Consider the following 21,026-nt stretch of genomic DNA (forward strand, 5'->3'; position numbering starts at 1 on the left):
GCTGCATTAATTTTGTATGATATCTCTGTTATAATCAGTTATGAATACTAACTTTCATTGCATTTTAATTTTTATAACCATATAATGTATGATAGACTTTTAAAACCTAAGACTACTGGATATACTTGTGGTTACGACAATAAGATATACATGAAAAGGTAAGCTGGCAATCAGCTTGATTTTTGTTATTTTATACATAAAGGGAGTGCTTGAGCGTGGGTATAAAAGATTACAGTAAAGAAGAAATTTTAGAACTATCGATGATTGAAATTGCTACGGAAATTCTTCGAGAAGAAAACAAAGCAATGGATTTTAAAGAGTTATTTGATCGAATTACAAAATTAAAGGGTTTAAGTGAGACGCAGAAAAAGGAATATTTAGCTGTGTTTTATACAGATTTGAACATCAATGGACGCTTTATGACGATTGGAAACAACCTATGGGGATTAAGACGTTGGTACCCAGTGGAACAAATCGAAGAAGAAATTGCCTTAACACCGAAGAAAAAGAAGAAAAAGAAAGCTACGCGTAAGAAGAAGGAAGAAGTATTCGAAGAGGATTTAGATGAGGATCTAGATGAAGAAGATTTAGATTTTGATGAGACTGCTGAATTAGATGATGTCGAAGATTTTGATGATGATACAGATGACGACGATAGTGACGATGATTTCGACGATGATTATGATGGCGATTATGATGAAGTGGATGATGATGAAAAATTCGCCGATGACGACAGTGACGATGATGATGATGATGACGATGATGACCTCATTGGTGAAGAAGAGGATTTAGAGGAAGATGAAGAAAATTAATAATTAATTTAAAAGCCTCACCCAAATTGGGTGGGGCTTTGTTAATGGATATGCAAATTACGCTCCGATGCACAGCTCCAATGACGGAACTTCTCTCTCCTTCGCGTTTGAGAATCGAAGCGGATTTGAGCGGCCACCAGCACACTTATTTCACCTGTAACTCCATTTGTTGATTTGACGGCCACCACAGCACTTATTTACCGATATCAACTCGTTGAAACAACAAATTCACCCAAATAAGTGCGCTGGTGGCCGCGCAATTCTAATAGTGCATCATTTGTCACAGATAAGTGCACTGATGGCCGCAGCAATTAACGGAACAGCATGGTGTCCGATCTGGGATTATGCTGTGGCAAAATTGAAAATATAAACAATTTTTATTCATGCGTTGTATCGCTGTCGTAGTGTTCCTTGTCAGTTGGAAAGGAACAGGGCAAGACATTGCAGTGTGGGATTCTTGTTTCGAGTCCTAGTCCGTAAGTTGCTACTGGCCAGCCACCCGAGCTTATCTTACTGTATTGACTATATTTGTTAACGTCTGTATAATTATCAGAATAGTCTAACGCATTCGGAGGGATCTTATGTCTTTGGAGATAAATAACGACCCGAATCAGAAAATGAGTATGAAGGATGAGCATTTCTTTATTGGTAGAAATAAGGAAATAGAGATTTTTATGCAGCATATAAAACAGGTAAACAGTAATATAAAGCTCCTTCATATTTATGGTATTGGCGGAGTGGGTAAGACCTTTCTGTTGGATGAATATGAACGTTTATCACAACAAGATGGCTTTTTTTTCGTTAAAATGGATAGTCAAGATTTTCCTCAAACTCCTATAGGATTTACTCAATATCTATTTTCGCTCCTCGAAATAAAATCAAACCACAAACACCACAATCAAAATAATGAATTCAGTATAAATAGATGCTTTCAGAGGCTAGAAGATATTGCACATTCACAAAAAATAGTTATTGCTGTTGACTCATTTGAGCATATGATGAATCTTAACAGTTGGTTTCGTGAGGTATTCATCCGACATTTGCCAGATAACTTACTGGTTGTAACTGCTAGTAGAAGTCCATTGAAAGGGAAATGGGAAGAGTCTCCTGTCTGGAGGAAATCAATCATACAACTAGGACTGAAGCAGTTTAATTATGAGCAAACCAATCAATTTTTGGAGCAATACGATCTGAATAACAAGCAATTAATGCATGAAATTTGGAAGTTTTCGGCTGGCCACCCATTGACTTTATCACTTGCATCTATTGTTAAAGCAGATTTGAATCAATTTGCACGTACGCTACCCGAAAACAATACTAAAGTATTAATAGAACTTACCAAAAGGTGGCTACAGGAAGTGCGGAATGGGGGATTATATCCTTTGATTGAAGCTGCTTCCCTATTTGTTCGGTTCGATCAGACAAGTTTATCTGCTATAACAGGACAAGAAATAAGCCTGGAGGATTTTCAGAAACTAGAGTCTCTGTCATTTATCAGAATGACTAATAGTGGTTGGACGATGCACAATCTAATGAAGGATGCTGTGAAAGTCGAGTTAAAACACCGTAATCCAGATCGATACCAACTATTATGTGAGCAAATGGCCAGTTATCTATACCGAAGAGTTATTTCTACACGTTCAATAAATGATATTGCCCAGTTTTTTAATCATCTTGGTGATGAAGCAATTCAATCTATTTTCTTCCTTGAGTCTATCGATGATTCTATGTATTTGGAGCCAGTAGAAACATATAATTTCCATGAAGTGATTACTTTTTTTAAGTATAACAGAGGAAATGTACAAAGTAGCCAAGCAGAATTTTATCACCGTGAGACGAATAAAACGTATCAATTCCATGCGTCCTCTCAACATAACGAAAAAGAATTACAGTTAATCGGTGCGGACTATGTTGAAAAGATGGGGTATAACTGTGCCCAGTTATTAAAAAGTGAAAGCGGTGACATTTTAGGTTTATCTATTGTTGTGCCAATAAATAAAAGCACATTAAAATATTTATCTGAAGAGCCAGTATCAAGGGCATATTTTACAAGGCTAAAGAAAAAGCAATGGAATGAATATGCAGTTCCCGAGGATAAAGTTTGCGGATGGTTTATACGATTGCTTGAATTCACTGGTACTGAATCAATGAACGCTTCTGCACGTTCGTTTATGATGTATCATTTATTTCCTAAGTTGTTGTCAGGTGGAAAGATTGTCATATCGAATCCATTACCTTTTTATCAAAATTTAATTAAAATGTTTGGCTTTGCTGAAGTGTCGGGTGCAACGCATTATGATTATGGAGAGAACTCGCCATCACCTACGTATTTGTTAGATGTTAGTGGACCGAAATTGGCGGCATATTTGAAGCAATTTACTGACGAGGTTTCGCAAACGCAACAATTCGATATTGTGATCAACAGTTTTGAATTAACAAATAGAGAAAAGGATGTTGTAAAACTAATTCTAGAGGACAAAAGTAATGCAGAGATTGCTAATCAACTATTTCTTGCTGAAGTGACGATCAAAAAGCACGTGAGTAGAATTTTTAAAAAGATGAGTGTGAACAGTAGGACGCAATTAATTAAGCGGATTATGGAATTACTCTTATAATAAATAGGCTTAGGCAGGTGTTACAAACAACAACCTGCCTGAGCCTTATTTTATAATGTTGTATTTTCCGATAAACGGTAGTTGCTTTGCTTCTCCTTTTGAAGAATTAACAATCCCCATAATTAACAAGTATAATAAAAAGATATTACCCAACGGCCATATGATGAACCAGCCCAATATAGGAATTGCCCCACCGAGAATATTAATAATAACTGCGGACAGAAATAGTAAAAGACCTTGATTTGCGTGGTACATCGCAAATTTAGATCCTTTCGCAACAATTAAGGGTAAAAAGAAGATAAAATATGCCAAAATGCCGATCACTTTATTCTCTTCAACGTCATTCGTTACTTTATCTTCTTTTGTAGCAGTATTCTCTTGTTCTGTCATAAGTGAACCTCCTCTTCTTAGTCCTAATACTGAATTTTCGCTACTCTCAGTCTGAATTATAATATTGATCAAGTTAATCTAACATTCTAAATGTTAGCACAACTGTTGGCGGGTGTAATGTATACTAGCGTATATAAAATGCAAGGAAATAAGTGGAATTGCTGAAATATTAACGCAATGTAAACATTACACCTTGACTTTGATAACACAAATAAGTAAAATTCAATTTGGGCTCGATTATAATGATTAACACACTATAGCGTTCCCCCAGTAGATTTGGGGGGCGCTTTTTATTTTTATGTCCAATGTCTATTACTAAAAATATGACAAATTATAATAGGAATGGCACAATCATCAAAAGATAAATAAACTTTCCCCAAATGATAACAATAAACACAAGAATTTTACATGATCTTGTGAAGCTTATTCTAAAGAGCTTTCCTTAGTATTTACCCCTGCTTGGCACTTAGAGAACACACTGGTGCTAGACATCGTATCAAACATTTTTACCGTTGAACAAGATTCCATTAACTGATCATTACAAATGGACAGTCTATATAAATCACAGAAAGAGGGATAAGGGTGACGAAGTACATTTTTGTAACTGGAGGCGTTGTTTCTTCCATTGGTAAAGGGATTACAGCAGCTGCTTTAGGGAGATTACTTAAAAATAGAGGTTTGAAAGTAACAATCCAAAAATTTGATCCATACATTAACGTCGATCCAGGAACAATGAGTCCATACCAACATGGTGAAGTTTTTGTCACTGAGGATGGTGCGGAAACTGACTTGGATCTTGGCCATTATGAACGTTTTATTGATATTAACCTTAACAAGTTTAGCAACATAACAACAGGAAAAATATACTCCACGGTCATTAAGAAAGAACGTCGTGGCGATTATTTAGGTGGAACTGTACAAGTAATTCCTCATATTACAAATGAAATTAAAGACAAGGTATTTCGTGCCGGCCAGCAAACGAATGCAGATGTTGTCATAACCGAAATTGGAGGAACCGTTGGTGATATTGAATCACTTCCATTCCTTGAAGCTATTCGTCAGATCAAAAGTGACATAGGTAAAGATAATGTCATGTATATACATTGTACACTTGTACCATACATTAAAGCGGCTGGTGAATTAAAAACAAAACCGACGCAGCATAGTGTTAAAGAGCTTCGTTCATTAGGTATACAACCTGATGCAATTGTTCTTCGTACAGAAATGGAAATCAGTCAAGATATGAAGGAAAAAATTGCGCTCTTCTGTGATATAAATGAAAAAGCAGTTATTGAAATGGCAGATGCAGAGACGTTATATCATGTTCCACTATCATTACAAGAACAAAATCTCGATCAATTAACATGTGAACATTTTGGACTTGACTGTGGGAAAGCAGATATGACGGAATGGAATGAACTAGTGGACAGAGTTCGTAATTTGTCTAAAGTAATTACAATCGGATTAGTTGGAAAGTATGTAGAATTACCAGATGCCTACATCTCTGTCGTAGAATCTTTAAAGCATGCCGGTTATGCCTATAATGCTGACATTGACATCCGTTGGATTAATGCAGAAGAGGTTAACGAAAGCAATGTTAAAGAATTACTTAAAGGTGTAGATGGTGTTTTGGTACCAGGCGGATTTGGTGACAGAGGTATTGAAGGGAAAATCGAAGCAATCCGATATGTTAGAGAGCAACAAATTCCATTTCTGGGTATCTGTTTAGGTATGCAACTGGCAACTGTAGAATATGCACGTAACGTTGTTGGTTTAGCTGATGCGCATTCAGCAGAAATCGATCCCAATACACCGTATCCGATTATTGATTTACTTCCAGAACAAAAGGATATATCTGACTTAGGTGGAACATTACGTTTAGGTGTATACCCTTGTAGATTAAAAGAAGGTACAAAAACACGTGAAGCTTACAACGATGAAGATGTTGTTTACGAACGTCATCGTCACCGCTATGAGTTTAATAACCAATTTCGTGATCAGATGGAGCAAAGTGGTTTTGTATTCTCAGGGACAAGCCCAGATGGTCGTTTAATTGAGACAGTTGAGCTAAGTGATCATCCTTGGTTTGTAGCGTGTCAATTCCACCCTGAATTTAAATCCAGACCAACAAGACCACAACGTCTATTTTATGGTTTTATTGGCGCATCTAACGATTACGTTAGGTAACTTATTTACAAACTCTTGTCATTCTGATGACAAGAGTTTGTATAGTTTCATAAACCTTTTTTACTTTTTCTTACTTTTGTTACTTTTTATTCGAATTAATGCAGGAAAACATAGTATTCCTCTAGAATTTGTAATATAACAAGTACTTGATAGTAGGGGGAGGGGTTGAGTCAAATGGGGAAAAAGGTAATGATTGTCGACGACCAGTTGGGTATTCAGTTATTGTTGGAAGAAATAGTGAAAAGTACGGGTCACCAGGCAATTATAGCGGGGAATGGTAAAGAAGCATTAGATATGATTGAGAAGGAGTTTCCAGATTTACTCATTGTTGATTACAAGTTGCCAATTATTGATGGATTTCGGTTAATTAGTCAGTTAGAAGAAACTGGAATTTTTATTCCGACAATTTTAATGAGTGGTTTGGCTGATGAAATTGCAGAAAAAGCAGAAAAAATGCAATCAGTCCAATATATTTTTGCAAAACCCTTCGATATAGACGTAGCGCGAACACAGATCAATCGACTGTTAGGGTAGATTGTTCAAAGAAAATACATATTTCCATAAGAAATTGAAAAAGCTATATTAAGCCTCTCTAAAAGAGAGGAGTTTTCTGGTGTATGAAGTTCTGAGGTGTAAAGTATTTGTTCCTTATTTCACAAAAATGGAATAAATACATGAAGGTATATGATTTGTCTAGTTGCACCTTTACATTGTAGTTGGTATTCTATTATTGTATCCAATCAAAAATAAATTGACTGGTAACACTTAAAATAAGTTACATATATAAATAAGGAGGAATTATTATGCCATTAGTATCAATGAAAGAAATGTTAGAAACTGCAAAATCAAAGAGCTATGCGGTTGGTCAATTCAATCTTAATAACTTAGAATATGTACAAGCAATTCTTCAAGCGGCTGAAGAAGAAAAATCTCCAGTTATTCTTGGGGTATCTGAAGGTGCAGGAAAATATATGGGTGGCTTCGGTGTTGTAGTTGCGATGGTTAAAGCTACTATGGAAGCACAAGGTACAACAGTGCCAGTTGCAATTCACTTGGATCACGGTTCTAGCTTTGAAGCATGTGCGAAAGCAATTCATGCTGGATTCACTTCAGTAATGATTGATGCTTCTCACGGATCGTTTGAAGATAACGTAGCAGTATCATCTAAAGTTGTTGAGTTAGCTCACTTCCATGGTGTATCTGTTGAAGCTGAATTAGGTGTTGTTGGTGGACAAGAAGATGATGTAATCGCTGATGGCGTAATTTACGCAGATCCAGCTGAATGTAAAGAACTTGTTGAGCGCACAGGTATTGACTGCTTAGCTCCAGCACTAGGTTCTGTACACGGACCATACAAAGGTGAACCAAACCTTGGATTTAAAGAAATGGAAGAAATCGGTTCGGCTGCTAGTGTTCCACTTGTTCTTCATGGTGGTACTGGAATTCCAACAGCTGATATTAAGCGTGCGATTTCTTACGGAACATCTAAAATCAATGTGAATACAGAAAACCAAATTCAACAAACGAAGGTCGTTCGTGAAGTATTGACTGCGAATCCTGAAATGATAGACCCTCGTAAATACTTAGGACCAGGACGCGATGCAATTAAAGCTACAGTAATTGGCAAAATGCGTGAATTCGGTTCTTCTAACCAAGCTTAATTTACTCAATATTTGAATTGATTCTTTACGATAATACCATTGAAAGGAAGCTGTCCTAGGGCAGTTTCCTTTTATCCTATACGCAGAATGTTTATAATATGTTTATCAATAAAGTCAAATTCTTTTATTCGAATAAAAATTGTTGCTAATATTCCGTATGGTTTTGGTAAAATTGTGCAAACTAATGTTGTTTCTCAATTAATAATGAGACAAGGTATTGAAGCTTTAATGATTAGATCGATAAAGAAGACTGATTGAATAACGCTGCTAAGGAGTATCTGGATTACCTTTTAAGGTGGAAAAAGAATCTTAGGTGCGTTAGCCTTGTCTAAAAGATGACAACCTTAAAAGTGAGGAGTTCCATATGCAAAAGATACTTGTTGAAGGTGGCCATAAGTTAAACGGAAAAGTAAGAATAAGTGGCGCGAAAAATAGTGCCGTAGCTTTGATACCGGCAGCTATTCTAGCCGACTCTAAAGTGATCATCGAAGGATTACCATCCATTTCTGATGTGGGTATTTTAGGGGATTTGCTAGAAGAGATTGGTGGTGGTGTCACATGGAAAGGAAATACAATTCACATTGACCCAACAGATATAATCTCCATGCCGCTTCCTAATGGAAAAGTTAAGAAGTTACGTGCTTCCTACTATTTTATGGGTGCGATGCTTGGTCGGTTTAAAAAAGCGGTTATCGGGTTACCTGGTGGCTGTCATCTTGGGCCAAGACCAATAGATCAACATATTAAAGGCTTTGAAGCGCTTGGTGCAAAAGTTACCAATGAACAAGGCGCTATTTATTTACGTGCCGAAGAACTTAGAGGTGCACGTATATATTTAGATGTCGTTAGTGTTGGTGCAACAATTAATATCATGTTAGCTGCCGTAAAGGCAAAAGGCAAAACGGTTATAGAGAATGCAGCAAAAGAACCGGAAATTATTGATGTTGCAACCTTGTTAACGAGCATGGGTGCAAAAATAAAAGGTGCAGGAACAGATGTTATTCGAATTGAAGGTTGTGAAACCTTATCGGGTTGTATGCATACTATTATTCCTGATCGTATAGAAGCAGGTACGTACATGATTATGGCGGCTGCGCAAGGCGAAAAGGTTTTAATCGATAATGTTATTCCGCAACATTTAGAGTCCTTACTTGCTAAACTTCGCGAGATGGGTGTCGTCATCGAAGAAGGTGATGAGCAGCTACTCATTCAACCGGGAAAACAGCTAAGTAGTGTCGATATAAAGACGCTGGTGTACCCTGGTTTTCCGACCGATTTGCAGCAGCCATTAACCTCGTTATTAACGAAAGCAACAGGGACTGGTGTGGTTACTGATACGATTTACCAAGCCCGATTTAAACATATAGATGAGCTACGTCGAATGAATGCACAGATCAAAGTAGAAGGAAGCTCTGCCATTGTATCAGGTCCAGTGCAGCTAGAAGGTGCCAAAGTAAAAGCGAGTGACTTGAGAGCTGGTGCAGCACTTATTGTAGCGGGACTAATGGCTGATGGAATAACTGAAATTACTGGTTTAGAACACATTGACCGTGGTTACGAGCAATTAACGGACAAGATGATCAGCTTAGGGGCAAAGATTTGGCGAGAAGAGATGACGGAAGAAGAAATTGAACAATTTCAAAATTCATAAATGTTTGAAGGAGAGTTAATATTATTGACTCTCCATATCCTTCCATCATAAACTGCATGAAATCAGTTTAAAAATACCTTATACAGCTAAATACATCTCAACATAGTTTAGAACCGGGTTTATTCAACTATATGAAGATGGTAAAAAGCATTATTATCAAATGAACTAAGTTAATAATTCAAAAATAGAGTTGATTAATCGTCATTTTAACGGTAATATTGAATAGGTTTAGAAAAATGGTATTGTGGGAATTCTATTAAAGTAATATATAAACTTCTATTCTATTTTTATGCTTTCCTTCTTAATTCTGCTTGGTTAGTTTTCTTAAAGTTAAAACTTGTATATAATAGACACACATTCCTACTACTTAGAACTTCTTCTTATACACGTAATAATTCTGAAAGCTACTCAAAAGACTTCCAACACAGGAATTGCATTTACCCAAAAATAAAATAATTAACTTCTTATTTCCAAATGGAATTAAGATAGTTTTATAATCTCTACATTTTTTCTGCTGCAGTTAAAAGCCTTCGTGTATAAGCGTGGTTTACGCGTACTCCAACGTATTTTAATTATTGGTTCATTAACTCAGTTCATTAAATTAGGTTGGAAGTAGTGCCTAGTGTTCGTGATTTCAATATTGATTGCAATTACTTTATTCATGAACAACTTGGTTTAAGTAAATAATTTATTAGCTATAAAAAATATTATATTGTTTAGGTGTGGTGATTGTATGGCTGAATTGAGTATTTCTCAATTAGAGACGCTAACATTAAAGGAATTGTATGAAAGAGCAAAAGAGTATAAAGTTTCCTATTATGCGAAATTAACAAAACGAGAATTGATTTTTTCTATTCTTAAAGCACAAGCAGAAAAAGATGGTTTCTTATTTATGGACGGGATTCTTGAAATTATTCCATCGGAAGGTTTTGGATTCTTACGACCGATTAACTATTCTCCAAGTTCAGAGGACATTTACATATCTGCTTCCCAGATTCGCCGTTTTGATTTAAGAAATGGTGACAAAGTGTCTGGAAAAGTACGTCCTCCAAAAGAGAACGAGCGTTACTACGGTTTGTTGCATGTTGATGCTGTAAATGGAGAAAATCCAGAAATAGCAAAGGAACGTGTTCACTTTCCTGCGCTTACACCGCTCTATCCTGATCGTTTAATGAACCTAGAAACAGAAACGAGAAAATTATCAACTAGAATTATCGATTTCTTAACGCCAGTCGGTTACGGACAACGTGGACTAATCGTTGCTCCTCCAAAAGCGGGTAAGACGATGTTGCTTACACAAATTGCTAACAGTATCTCAACCAATCATCCTGACGCAAAGCTGATTATTTTGCTTGTAGATGAGCGCCCGGAAGAGGTAACGGATATTGAGCGTTCTGTTCATCCAGGTGTAGATGTAGTTAGCTCGACATTTGATGAAGTACCGGAAAATCATATTAAGGTTTCCGAGCTAGTATTAGAGCGGGCAATGCGTCTCGTTGAACACAAAAAAGACGTCATCATCCTTATGGATAGTATAACAAGATTAGCACGTGCTTATAACCTTGTGATCCCGCCAAGTGGTCGTACGTTATCAGGTGGTATTGACCCAGCTGCATTTCATAGACCAAAGCGATTTTTTGGAGCTGCTCGAAATATCGAAGAAGGCGGTAGCATGACGATTCTAGCGACTGCACTTGTGGAAACTGGATCTCGTATGGATGATGTAATCTATGAAGAATTTAAAGGTACAGGTAACATGGAATTACACCTAGACCGTAACTTAGCACAACGTAGAATATTCCCAGCGATCGATATCCTTCGTTCAAGTACAAGAAAAGAAGAGCTGTTACTTCCTAAGTCACATCTAGAAAAAGTATGGAAGATAAGAAAGACAATGCAAGATTCACCAGACTTCTTGGAGCGTTTCCTGAAAAAACTAAAATCTACGAAAAACAACGAAGAATTTTTACAAATGTTAGAAGATGAGATGAAGCGCAAAGGAATGACGAGTAATTCGCAGTAGGATTTAATTTCCAAATAGAAAATAAAGCAACATGCGCTTGCAATCGAATTTTGACACTGTTATAATCTTTCTGTGTGAGTTTTAGAAAAATTAATATTCCTGGCACCTTTTTGAACAACCTCTATAAGTGCGTGAAGGTAATTTTAATTTCTAATGCTACAGTATTACTGTAGATATATATTAACTCTGTTTCCTCAGGATTCAGGGCAAAAGGAGTGGAAAGACATGAAAGAAGCAATTCATCCGGATTACAGAAAAGTAGTATTCTTAGATACGAGTTCTGATTTCAAATTTCTAAGCGGTTCTACAAAATCATCAAGCGAAACAATTGAGTGGGAAGACGGAAACACATACCCATTGATTCGTTTGGAAATCAGCTCAGCATCTCACCCGTTCTACACTGGTAAACAAAAAGCTGACAAAGCTGGCGGCCGTGTAGACCGATTCAAGAAGAAATACAACTTATCTTAATTTACAAAGCAGAGACGACCGTTTAACTCTGACTGAATAAGCAATTCATCACTTGTGGTGAATCGCTTATCTCAGCGAGAAGTCGGAAGTCGGAGCTAGATCGATAATAACGATTTTTATAGAAAACAGGCAAATTGTCTAACTTTTGCCTGTTTTTTTACTTTTAATATACGTAAAGATATTTCTGTTTAGGGAAATAATAAAATAAATAAAGTATCATTGATAACGGAAGGGGAGAACCGAGACGTGTACATAATGAAGCAATCTGGTTGGGTTGAATTAATATGTGGTAGTATGTTTTCCGGTAAATCAGAAGAGCTCATTCGTCGAGTACGTCGAGCAACTTTTGGTAATTTATCTGTAAGAGTATTTAAACCAGCAATCGACAATCGATATGCAGAAGAATCGGTTGTCTCTCATAACGGTACATCCATTTTAGCTAGACCAGTGGACAGTTCAGCAGATATTCTTAATTATATTGATGAAAACATCGATGTTATTGGTATCGATGAAATACAATTTTTTGATGAACAAATTGTTGAAATAGTAGACGAGCTTGCTAATCGTGGATATCGCGTCATCGTTGCGGGCTTGGACACTGATTTCCGCGGAGAACCGTTTGGTCCGATGCCGGCTTTAATGGCACTAAGCGAAATAGTTACTAAGTTAAACGCCATTTGCCCCGTGTGTGGCTCACCAGCAAGCCGAACCCAAAGATTAATTGATGGCGAACCTGCCTCCTATGATGATCCAATCATTTTGGTTGGTGCATCAGAGTCGTATGAACCAAGATGCCGCCATCACCATGAGGTCCCGAACAAACCGAAGCAACACGTCGATATTGCTGTATCCGCTGCTTCTAATACGTCGAACTAATTTGCTGCCATATGGCAGCTTTATTTTTAATATAGAAATATACATCACGGATAACCTTCATGTCAGGCTAAGTTATGAAACCTGTTTTATTTTTGCAAATTCATAATTATAATACGTGCTAACAACGGGTAGCCTATTAGCAAAATGGTTAATGAGGTGCACGTAATGCGTAACGTACTCCTGTTCTTATCACTTGTACTTTTAATTGGATGCCAAGATGACGGAACATCTATGCAGGAACAGCGCTTAAGTATAGATGCTCAGGAAACGACAAACGAAGACTATTTGCGTTTACATAATCCTGGTCCGAATGGAATAGATGAACTAGGAGATAAGCGTAATGTTAAATCTGATAGACAATCGATCCAATATGCTGTCGAGCGCATGCCTGGTGTAACAGTTGATGAGGTTACGTTTGAACAGATAACTGTTTTTGTAACAGTAACGGTCGATCGCGCATTAACTAAAACAGATAAACTTGACTGGCAAGCGGAAATCGCTTCAGCAATTAGAATGGTAATTCCGTATGATCAAATTAAAGTCCAAGTGAATTAAAAGTGAATGGGTTCAAGCTATTTTTGACTGGCAAATGCCCCTGTAATATAATGATAGTTAATGTTAACGATAAATTGTAACGGATTGGGCTGTAGGAGAAAGAGGTGGAGCAGTTGTTAGATAGATTAGAAACATTAGAAGCTCGTTACGAGAAATTAAATGAACTGTTAAGTGATCCCGAGATTATTAACGATAACAAAAAATTGAGAGAATACTCAAAAGAGCAATCTGACTTAGGTGATATCGTGCAAGCGTATCGCGAATATAAAGATGTTAGTTCCGAATTAGATGGAGCAAAAGCGATGCTTGAGGAAGACTTGGATAGTGAAATGTATGAAATGACCAAGTCTGAGATCAGTGAACTAAACATAAAAAAAGAAGAGATAGAAGAGCAGATGACGATTCTGTTATTACCGAAGGATCCTAATGATGATAAGAACGTAATTATGGAAGTGCGGGGTGCAGCTGGTGGTGATGAAGCTGCCTTGTTTGCAGGTGATTTATACCGTATGTACTCTCGTTATGCAGAGTCAGAAGGCTGGAAAATAGATGTGATGGAAACGAATTCAACTGGTGTTGGTGGTTATAAAGAGATTATCTTTATGATTAACGGTAAAGGTGCTTATTCCAAGTTAAAATATGAAAACGGTGCCCACCGGGTACAACGCGTGCCAGAGACAGAATCTGGGGGTAGAATTCATACGTCAACAGCAACCGTCGTGGTTATGCCTGAAGCTGAAGAGGTTGAAATTGACATTCATGACAAAGATATTCGTGTAGACACTTTCACATCAAGTGGACCCGGTGGGCAAAGTGTTAACACAACGATGTCTGCTGTCCGCTTAACGCACATACCGACTGGCATTGTCGTATCAATGCAAGATGAGAAATCACAGATTAAGAACAAAGAAAAAGCGATGAAAATCCTTCGTGCACGCATTTATGATAAATTTCAGCAAGAAGCACAAGCAGAATACGATCAAACGCGAAAATCGGCAGTTGGAACAGGTGACCGTTCCGAACGGATTCGCACGTACAATTTTCCGCAAAACCGCGTGACAGATCACCGGATTGGATTAACCATTCAAAAACTCGATCAAATTCTTGAAGGAAAGCTCTCAGAAGTAATCGATGCCTTACTTATTGAAGAACAAACGAAAAAAATTGAGCAAATTGGTGAATAACATGGAAAAGCAAATGAGAATACATGAAGCCCTCGCTTGGGCTTCTTCTTTTTTAGAAAACCATAAGCGAGAATCACGAGTGGGTGAGTTGCTATTACTACATCATCTTGATATGACTAAATCTCAGTTGATCAGCTCAATGCGTGAGCAAATTTCCGCTGAACAGCAGCGGGCTTTTGAACATGATGTGATGGCACATGCAACTACCGGGATCCCGGTTCAGCACCAAATCGGCAGTGAGTCATTTTATGGTCGTGATTTTGTAGTAAATAAAAATGTTTTGATCCCGCGTCCGGAAACCGAAGAGCTTGTCCAAGCTGTGCTCGATTATATCGATCAAATGGATTCGGAACAACAACTCCGGATTGTAGATGTTGGTACAGGTAGTGGAATTATCTCTACGACGATAAAATTAGAATGCTCGTCTGTGGATATGTGGGCAACTGACATTTCGCCGGCAGCTCTTCTTGTGGCGAAGCAAAATGCAGAGCATCTGGGTGCAAGAATTACATTCGTGCAAGGTGACTTTTTACAACCGTTATTGACTAAGGATAAGCAGTTTGATGTGATCGTTTCAAACCCGCCTTACATTGCTTTTTCGGAGAAAGACTCGCTTCAAGATACGGTCAAAAATTATGATCCCGCGTTGGCACTATTCGCTGATAGTAACGGTTTGGCAGCTTATCAAGCTATCCTGTCTCAAGCAAAAAATGTTGTCGCAGACCAAGCCCTACTTGCCTTTGAAATTGGTTACCAGCAAGGTGGCCAGGTCCGTGAATTGATTCAGCAGTACTTTCCACGAAGTGAGGTAGAAGTACGTAAAGATATTAATGGTAAAGATCGCATGGTTTTTGCTACCATTTCCGCTGTTTAATACACCAACAGCGGAGTTATCCCCATGGTTATCCACATTATTCAAGTGACATATCCACAGTTTATTAACAATACTTATTTGAGAGCTGTTTTCTAACAGTATGTTGTTTATGAGCGAAATAGCTAAACTTCGTCGTAACTTGGGGAGTGCTTGCACCGCTCCGGAAATCCCCTTCGCTTTCCGCGGGGGCTAGTGAGCCTCCTCGTCGCTTCGCTCCTGTGGGGTCTCACTTTCGCCACTAGTCCCGCAGGACAAGGAAAGCTACGACAGCGATACATCGCACGAAGAAAATTGGGTTCTATTTTCGAGGAGTCGAAGTGGATTTCCTCCGCTGACTTAGGAATTTCTTCTTTTAATGCACTACCTACCATTAGAAAACATATGCCAGTGGAGGCAGAATACTTCGACTCCTGCGGGAAAAAAGAGCAGGGACGAGACCCCGCAAACATGAGTTCGAGGAGGCTCGTCGCTCCCCGCGGAAAGCGAAGTATTCTGACGGAACGGTGTCAAAGCACGCACCTTTATTTTTACGTTACGTCGCATTTCACTTCAACTATGAAGTTAAATCAAACATCTAAGTAAAATGCCATTTAAATATCTGGACAATTAATCCAGGAATTAAAAAAAATAATAGATTAACAGTTTAAAAGATTTGATTCCTGTCGATAATAAGGACAACAAGAAATTGAGAGGGGCAGGAAGCATGAAAAAGCTTGGAATTTTACTTATATTATTTATTTTATTTTTTACGGCATTCCCAGTTCAAGGGCTAGGAATAGGGGAACAATCAGAATCAGAGGCTTCTGTCTATCAAGTAATCCCTGATGAGGCGATTCGTTTACGGATTTTGGCAAATAGTGATTCAGAAAGGGATCAGCAATTAAAACGTTCGATTCGTGACAGCGTGAACGCGGAAATCAATACCTGGGTAAGAGATATTACTGATATTGAAAATGCGAGACAATTAATTCAAGATAAATTGCCGGAAATAGAGCAAATCGTAGCGGAAGAATTAGAGGATCGTGGAGTTGAGCAGTCCTATCAGGTGGAATATGACTCCGATATTAGCTTCCCGACAAAAATTTACGATACGTATATTTATCCTGCTGGAGATTATGAAGCGATATTGATTTCTCTGGGTGAGGGGAAAGGAGCAAATTGGTGGTGTGTATTATTTCCGCCGTTATGTTTCTTGGATTTCTCTAGTGGAACGAGTGTAGCGGAACAAGAAGAGGAACAGCAATCCGACGAACAACAACAGAACACAATGGCGGATAGTAATCCTTTAGAAGAAGATGAAGAAGAAGAAGTGGAAGTGAAGTTTTTCTTTCTAAGTTGGTTTAGTTAAATCTAGCATATTTCTCCCTATCATTCATAGATATAGTAATAGCTATATTAATAGTTTATCCACAATTCAGGCGGAATTGATTGGGAATAACAAGATAGGGAGTGTAGAAATTGCGAATTGTACCTGCAGTCGAATTAGGAGTAGAACAGCTGGAATTATTTTTTGAAGACAAATGGGAGCAATTAGACGGTAAACAAACGTTACTAGAATATGGGTATGTTATTGAGTTTCAAGGGAAAAACCAAGCTTTTTTTGCTTTATCGCCAGTTGCAGAACAGTCTTATTGGCTGAAAAGACTATACATAAAGGATAAAGCACCAACATCACTGCCGTTAGCAATTATCGAAGCAGCGATCACGTTGGCGCAAGAAAAGTATGGCGATCACATTTACGTTTATAGCCATATCACTGCATTAGACGCTTTATTGGAAGCTTTACAATTTTCTAAATTAAAAACCTCGCCATTTGATGTTGATGTTTCGATAGAGAACGGAAACTGGTGGAACAAGCCGCTGGCAAAGAGGTATCAAATAAATGGTTTAAAATAGAGTAGTGTGGAAAAAATGTGTATAGAAGTTATTTAGAAGTGGATAACTTGGAATAGACTGTGTATAAAGTGGTGTTTTTGTGGATGAAATCGCTTTAATTGTGGATAAATGATTGTGTTGTGGATAAAGTTGTGCATAAATATATTGGAAGAATCCTCTCTTGTTTAGACGAGTGAGGATTCTTTTGTGCGACCGGCAATCGGGTTCACTTGGTTGTGATAGTCCATTAAAGGCATGGAAGTAGTAAATTCCAATAACCATGATATTTCTATTGTATGATTACAAATTTAGCCGGATTACTCATATCCCTTTTTGAGTTCGTTATCTGGAACAATCTTTAGGAAAAGTATGGCGATTCCCATTGCATTTATATCTATATCAATGCTTCTGGCGATTTACTAGAAGGTTTGCATTTATTATACATCGCCATTCGATAGAGAACAGAAACTTGTGGAATAAGAAACTTGCAAAGAGGGGATTTGTGTGGACAATTTGTGCATAGTAGTAACATTGAAGTGGATAACTAACAACAACCTGTGAATAAAGTGGGTATTTTGTGGATGAAATCGTTTTATCTGTTGATAAGTATTTCTGCAGTGGGTTTCATTGTGGATATATATTGTAGGAAAAACTCTCTTGATTAGACGAGTAAGGAGTTTTTAAAAAGTGATTGATGCGGTGTCTAGAACCAACGCTTTACGATTTATTTTTTGTTGCTTGCTATGCAATGGGATTGCTATCATAATGTGGATATTAGCTTAATTTGATCGTTTAATTCATACAAAAGGAGAATAACCAAGGTGCAAACAACAAAGCAATGGAAGGTAGACTTATCAATATCAACAGAGCATCCTGCGATTCTTGAGGCTGCGGAACTGTTGCAAAAAGAACAGGTTATTGCCTTCCCAACAGAAACGGTGTACGGATTGGGCGCGAATGCGTCGAACGAGCGTGCAGTAAGTAAGATTTTTGAAGCGAAGGGTCGTCCTTCTGATAATCCGCTAATTGTTCACGTGGCAAACGCGGAGCAAATCAATCACTATGTGACTACAATTCCGGAGGTGGCCAAGCAATTAATTGAAGCGTTTATGCCTGGTCCACTTACGATTATTTTACCTAGTAATGGAACAATCGCACAAACAGTTACGGCTGGATTGTCAACCATCGCGATTCGCATTCCGGATCATCCTGTTGCACAAGCGCTTTTGAAAGCGACTCAGCTTCCGCTTGCGGCTCCAAGTGCTAATCGCTCAGGAAGACCAAGTCCGACCACTGCCGCGCACGTTCACAACGATTTAGATGGTAGAATTGCAGGAATCCTTGATGCTGGACCAACGGGGGTTGGTGTCGAGTCAACGGTTGTCGATTGTACGTCTGAGGTACCGACTATTTTACGCCCTGGCGGCATTACATTGGAACAGCTGGAGCAAGTGGTTGGTGCGGTGAATGTTGACCCTGCGCTACTAGAGGGGCAGCTTCAGCCGAAGTCACCAGGCATGAAATATAATCATTATCAACCGGAAGTGCCTTTATGGCTAATCGATGGTGACGAGGTTTTTATGCAGTCGGAAATAGATAAGGCTAAAAAGCAGGGAAATAAAGTTGGTGCTATCATCAGTAATGAACTAGCTCAGTTTGTAAGTGCGGATCATGTTAGGGTCTGTGGATCACGTCAAAATTTAAGCGAAGTTGCTGTACATTTGTATGATGCGTTAAGAGCTTTTCATAAGTCGGACGTGGATATTATTTTCTGTGAGACATTTCCACAAACAGGCATAGGACAAGCAATTATGAATCGGTTAACGAAAGCAGCAACTTCCATTATTAAACAATAACTGGCAATCTACATATTTTGATTCTCTCTCGCATATATTGGACTAGCATGTCCAGAGAGGGGATTATACCGGATGCCATTTGTGAATTCAGGGGAAATATTATCACTTACCTTAATGTCGATTGCTTTAGGATTGGATGCCTTTTCCGTAGGCTTAGCAATGGGAATGCAGCAATTAAGATTGAAACGGATTTTTATCGTCGGATTAAGTGTGGGGATTTTTCATATAGCAATGCCGTTTATTGGTATCGTACTAGGCCAGTTTATTTCTTCACAGTTAGAAGGCTTCGCTGTTTTGGGAGGAGGATTGTTGCTATTTGGATTAGGTGCCCATATGGTATTTAATTCATTTCATTTTAGTGAGGAACCTTCCTTCAGCCCTGTTGGTATAGGACTTTTCTTATTCTCATTAAGCGTTAGTTTGGATAGTTTTCCGGTTGGGATTAGTCTTGGGATGTCTGGTGGAAAAACATTCGTGGCCTTATTGTTCTTTGGAATTGCAAGTACACTATTAACTTGGACTGGCCTGTTGTTAGGGAAAAGAGCTCGGGGTTTATTAGGTGTATATAGTGAGTTGCTCGGTGGAGTAATCCTTTGTGTGTTTGGGTTACGAATAATATTCGGTTAACAGTATTTATAAGAGGTTGTTCAAAAAGTCCCATTCCGATCACACTAATTACTCAAGTAGCCGATCGACATCGAAAATTGGATGCAGCTGAAAAATTCGGTCCTCACGTAGGTTCTGCCTACGGCTCCGGTCCTAAAAACGGAACTTTTTGAACAAGCACTATAATAATATTGATAAGTAGGAGAACTGTTCCCGTCAAAGCTGGCTGGGGCAGTTCTTCTTTTTGTGGATATGTATATAATATGCTATAGTTTTGGACAAATAGACAGTTTATGTTTGGAGGTAAATCATGAAGGTTTTATTCGTATGTACCGGTAATACATGTCGCAGTCCGATGGCAGAAGCATTGTTAAAGAATCATGCACCACATGTGGAAGTGAAGTCTGCAGGGATTTTTGCTCATGCAGGAGGGGCTGCCTCTGTGGGGACGACGCAAGCACTTCAGGAAAAGAATATTACAATCAATCACCAATCACAGCCTGTAACTGAACAGCTCCTGGATTGGGCGGATCTTGTTTTGACGATGACAACACAACATAAACAGACCTTGATGCAAAGCTTTCCCTCGTCATATGATAAAGTGTACACGTTAAAAGAATACCTCGATGACGATCTGCAAGGGATTTGGAAAACACTGAAGCAAGCACACATGGAACTTGAAAATAAACGTGCCGCATTTATGAACGAACAAGGAAAAGACTTACCAACGTTTCAACTGGATCGTGCATTGCATAATCATTTACGAGACGAAATTAACCACATTCAAATGCTAGAAGCACAGCTTCCTAATTATGATGTATCAGATCCATTTGGAAGTGAATTAACAGTTTACAAAAAAACTTTACAGGAAATTGATCAATATATTGAACTATTAGTGAAAAAGTTAGACAATGAAAGTAGTTAAGTAAATGGAAAAGGAGTGGGAGTATGCGTGTAGTATTAGCATCAGATCACGGTGGAGTGAGTTTGCGAAAAGAAATCGCTGCATTATTAGAAGAGATGCAGATCGATTATAAAGATATTGGATGTGATTGTGAGGACTCTGTTGATTATCCTGATTATGGCATTCCGGCAGCAGAGCTTGTTGCAAGTGGTGAATATGATAAAGGCATTTTAATTTGCGGAACTGGAATTGGTATGTCGATTGCTGCTAACAAAGTAAAAGGCATTCGTGCTGCGCTTGTCCATGACGTATTTAGTGCAAAAGCAACAAGAGAGCACAACGATTCAAATATGATTACGATGGGTGAACGTGTAATTGGCCCAGGACTTGCTATTGAAATCGTGAAAACATGGCTAGGAACTGATTTTCAAGGAGGCCGACATGCCAATCGAATCGGTAAAGTAACAGAATATGAAAACAAATAAG

The 21,026-nt window shown here is 38.2% G+C and carries 19 protein-coding genes; 18 read left to right on the forward strand and 1 reads right to left on the reverse strand.

What is annotated here, in order from left to right; translation table 11 throughout:
• Nucleotides 1–215: 215 nt before the first annotated feature.
• The gene (gene rpoE, locus ACI6MV_RS05850) at nucleotides 216–812 is read left to right on the forward strand and encodes a DNA-directed RNA polymerase subunit delta (RefSeq protein ID WP_407269263.1); all 597 of its coding nucleotides are present in this window, start codon (nucleotides 216–218) and stop codon (nucleotides 810–812) included.
• A gap of 581 nt (nucleotides 813–1,393) precedes the next feature.
• Nucleotides 1,394–3,427: a LuxR C-terminal-related transcriptional regulator gene (locus tag ACI6MV_RS05855; protein WP_407269265.1), complete on the forward strand. Its 2,034-nt coding sequence runs from the start codon at nucleotides 1,394–1,396 to the stop codon at nucleotides 3,425–3,427.
• Between the two features lie 45 nt (nucleotides 3,428–3,472).
• Here ACI6MV_RS05855 and ACI6MV_RS05860 read toward each other — a convergent pair whose 3' ends face one another.
• Complete coding sequence (locus ACI6MV_RS05860) at nucleotides 3,473–3,817, reverse strand: DUF4870 domain-containing protein (RefSeq protein ID WP_407269267.1); 345 nt, start codon at nucleotides 3,815–3,817, stop codon at nucleotides 3,473–3,475.
• A gap of 582 nt (nucleotides 3,818–4,399) precedes the next feature.
• Here ACI6MV_RS05860 and ACI6MV_RS05865 point away from each other — a divergent pair.
• The 16 genes from ACI6MV_RS05865 to rpiB all read left to right on the forward strand — a co-directional run bounded on the left by ACI6MV_RS05865 (nucleotide 4,400) and on the right by rpiB (nucleotide 21,025).
• Complete coding sequence (locus tag ACI6MV_RS05865) at nucleotides 4,400–6,004, forward strand: CTP synthase (RefSeq protein WP_407269269.1); 1,605 nt, start codon at nucleotides 4,400–4,402, stop codon at nucleotides 6,002–6,004.
• A 174-nt stretch (nucleotides 6,005–6,178) separates the two neighbouring features.
• A complete protein-coding gene (locus tag ACI6MV_RS05870; protein ID WP_407269272.1) occupies nucleotides 6,179–6,538 on the forward strand; it encodes a response regulator in 360 nt (119 codons plus the stop codon).
• 269 nt (nucleotides 6,539–6,807) lie between these two features.
• A complete protein-coding gene (locus tag ACI6MV_RS05875) occupies nucleotides 6,808–7,665 on the forward strand; it encodes a class II fructose-bisphosphate aldolase (protein WP_407269274.1) in 858 nt (285 codons plus the stop codon).
• A gap of 364 nt (nucleotides 7,666–8,029) precedes the next feature.
• Complete coding sequence (locus ACI6MV_RS05880) at nucleotides 8,030–9,316, forward strand: UDP-N-acetylglucosamine 1-carboxyvinyltransferase (protein WP_407269276.1); 1,287 nt, start codon at nucleotides 8,030–8,032, stop codon at nucleotides 9,314–9,316.
• A 733-nt stretch (nucleotides 9,317–10,049) separates the two neighbouring features.
• Complete coding sequence (gene rho, locus ACI6MV_RS05885; protein WP_407269278.1) at nucleotides 10,050–11,339, forward strand: transcription termination factor Rho; 1,290 nt, start codon at nucleotides 10,050–10,052, stop codon at nucleotides 11,337–11,339.
• 225 nt (nucleotides 11,340–11,564) lie between these two features.
• A complete protein-coding gene (locus ACI6MV_RS05890; protein WP_407269280.1) occupies nucleotides 11,565–11,810 on the forward strand; it encodes a type B 50S ribosomal protein L31 in 246 nt (81 codons plus the stop codon).
• Nucleotides 11,811–12,056: 246 nt separating this feature from the next.
• Nucleotides 12,057–12,686: a thymidine kinase gene (locus tag ACI6MV_RS05895; RefSeq protein WP_407269282.1), complete on the forward strand. Its 630-nt coding sequence runs from the start codon at nucleotides 12,057–12,059 to the stop codon at nucleotides 12,684–12,686.
• Nucleotides 12,687–12,851: 165 nt separating this feature from the next.
• Nucleotides 12,852–13,241, forward strand: coding sequence for a hypothetical protein (locus ACI6MV_RS05900; protein ID WP_407269284.1), 390 nt, complete (start codon nucleotides 12,852–12,854; stop codon nucleotides 13,239–13,241).
• Nucleotides 13,242–13,354: 113 nt separating this feature from the next.
• Nucleotides 13,355–14,425: a peptide chain release factor 1 gene (gene prfA, locus ACI6MV_RS05905; RefSeq protein ID WP_407269286.1), complete on the forward strand. Its 1,071-nt coding sequence runs from the start codon at nucleotides 13,355–13,357 to the stop codon at nucleotides 14,423–14,425.
• Between the two features lie 13 nt (nucleotides 14,426–14,438).
• Entirely contained in the window at nucleotides 14,439–15,299 is an 861-nt protein-coding gene (gene prmC / locus ACI6MV_RS05910) for a peptide chain release factor N(5)-glutamine methyltransferase (RefSeq protein ID WP_407269377.1), read from the forward strand.
• 703 nt (nucleotides 15,300–16,002) lie between these two features.
• Nucleotides 16,003–16,647, forward strand: coding sequence for a stage II sporulation protein R (gene spoIIR, locus ACI6MV_RS05915; RefSeq protein ID WP_407269287.1), 645 nt, complete (start codon nucleotides 16,003–16,005; stop codon nucleotides 16,645–16,647).
• Between the two features lie 110 nt (nucleotides 16,648–16,757).
• On the forward strand, nucleotides 16,758–17,195 hold the full coding sequence (locus tag ACI6MV_RS05920; RefSeq protein WP_407269289.1) for a hypothetical protein: 438 nt from the start codon (nucleotides 16,758–16,760) through the stop codon (nucleotides 17,193–17,195).
• Between the two features lie 800 nt (nucleotides 17,196–17,995).
• On the forward strand, nucleotides 17,996–19,030 hold the full coding sequence (locus ACI6MV_RS05925) for an L-threonylcarbamoyladenylate synthase (RefSeq protein ID WP_407269290.1): 1,035 nt from the start codon (nucleotides 17,996–17,998) through the stop codon (nucleotides 19,028–19,030).
• Between the two features lie 72 nt (nucleotides 19,031–19,102).
• Nucleotides 19,103–19,657, forward strand: a complete 555-nt coding sequence (locus ACI6MV_RS05930) for a manganese efflux pump MntP (protein WP_407269291.1) — start codon at nucleotides 19,103–19,105, stop codon at nucleotides 19,655–19,657.
• 289 nt (nucleotides 19,658–19,946) lie between these two features.
• The gene (locus tag ACI6MV_RS05935; RefSeq protein WP_407269292.1) at nucleotides 19,947–20,561 is read left to right on the forward strand and encodes a low molecular weight protein arginine phosphatase; all 615 of its coding nucleotides are present in this window, start codon (nucleotides 19,947–19,949) and stop codon (nucleotides 20,559–20,561) included.
• A gap of 23 nt (nucleotides 20,562–20,584) precedes the next feature.
• Nucleotides 20,585–21,025 carry a ribose 5-phosphate isomerase B gene (gene rpiB, locus ACI6MV_RS05940; RefSeq protein WP_407269294.1) on the forward strand — a complete coding sequence of 147 codons (441 nt, stop codon included), beginning with the start codon at nucleotides 20,585–20,587 and terminating at the stop codon, nucleotides 21,023–21,025.
• Nucleotide 21,026 lies beyond the last annotated feature (1 nt).

This window comes from Radiobacillus sp. PE A8.2, from assembly GCF_045635475.1.
Lineage (GTDB): Bacteria > Bacillota > Bacilli > Bacillales > Amphibacillaceae > JBJGXI01.

Coding starts and splice junctions, on each gene's coding strand:
- ACI6MV_RS05860 (WP_407269267.1), bottom strand. CDS start 3,817: ATGACAGAACAAGAGAATACTGCTACAAAAGAAGATAAAGTAACGAAT.
- spoIIR (WP_407269287.1), top strand. CDS start 16,003: ATGAAAAAGCTTGGAATTTTACTTATATTATTTATTTTATTTTTTACG.
- prmC (WP_407269377.1), top strand. CDS start 14,439: ATGAGAATACATGAAGCCCTCGCTTGGGCTTCTTCTTTTTTAGAAAAC.
- ACI6MV_RS05900 (WP_407269284.1), top strand. CDS start 12,852: ATGCGTAACGTACTCCTGTTCTTATCACTTGTACTTTTAATTGGATGC.
- ACI6MV_RS05880 (WP_407269276.1), top strand. CDS start 8,030: ATGCAAAAGATACTTGTTGAAGGTGGCCATAAGTTAAACGGAAAAGTA.
- ACI6MV_RS05875 (WP_407269274.1), top strand. CDS start 6,808: ATGCCATTAGTATCAATGAAAGAAATGTTAGAAACTGCAAAATCAAAG.
- ACI6MV_RS05890 (WP_407269280.1), top strand. CDS start 11,565: ATGAAAGAAGCAATTCATCCGGATTACAGAAAAGTAGTATTCTTAGAT.
- rho (WP_407269278.1), top strand. CDS start 10,050: ATGGCTGAATTGAGTATTTCTCAATTAGAGACGCTAACATTAAAGGAA.
- rpiB (WP_407269294.1), top strand. CDS start 20,585: ATGCGTGTAGTATTAGCATCAGATCACGGTGGAGTGAGTTTGCGAAAA.
- ACI6MV_RS05855 (WP_407269265.1), top strand. CDS start 1,394: ATGTCTTTGGAGATAAATAACGACCCGAATCAGAAAATGAGTATGAAG.
- ACI6MV_RS05930 (WP_407269291.1), top strand. CDS start 19,103: ATGCCATTTGTGAATTCAGGGGAAATATTATCACTTACCTTAATGTCG.
- ACI6MV_RS05935 (WP_407269292.1), top strand. CDS start 19,947: ATGAAGGTTTTATTCGTATGTACCGGTAATACATGTCGCAGTCCGATG.
- ACI6MV_RS05870 (WP_407269272.1), top strand. CDS start 6,179: ATGGGGAAAAAGGTAATGATTGTCGACGACCAGTTGGGTATTCAGTTA.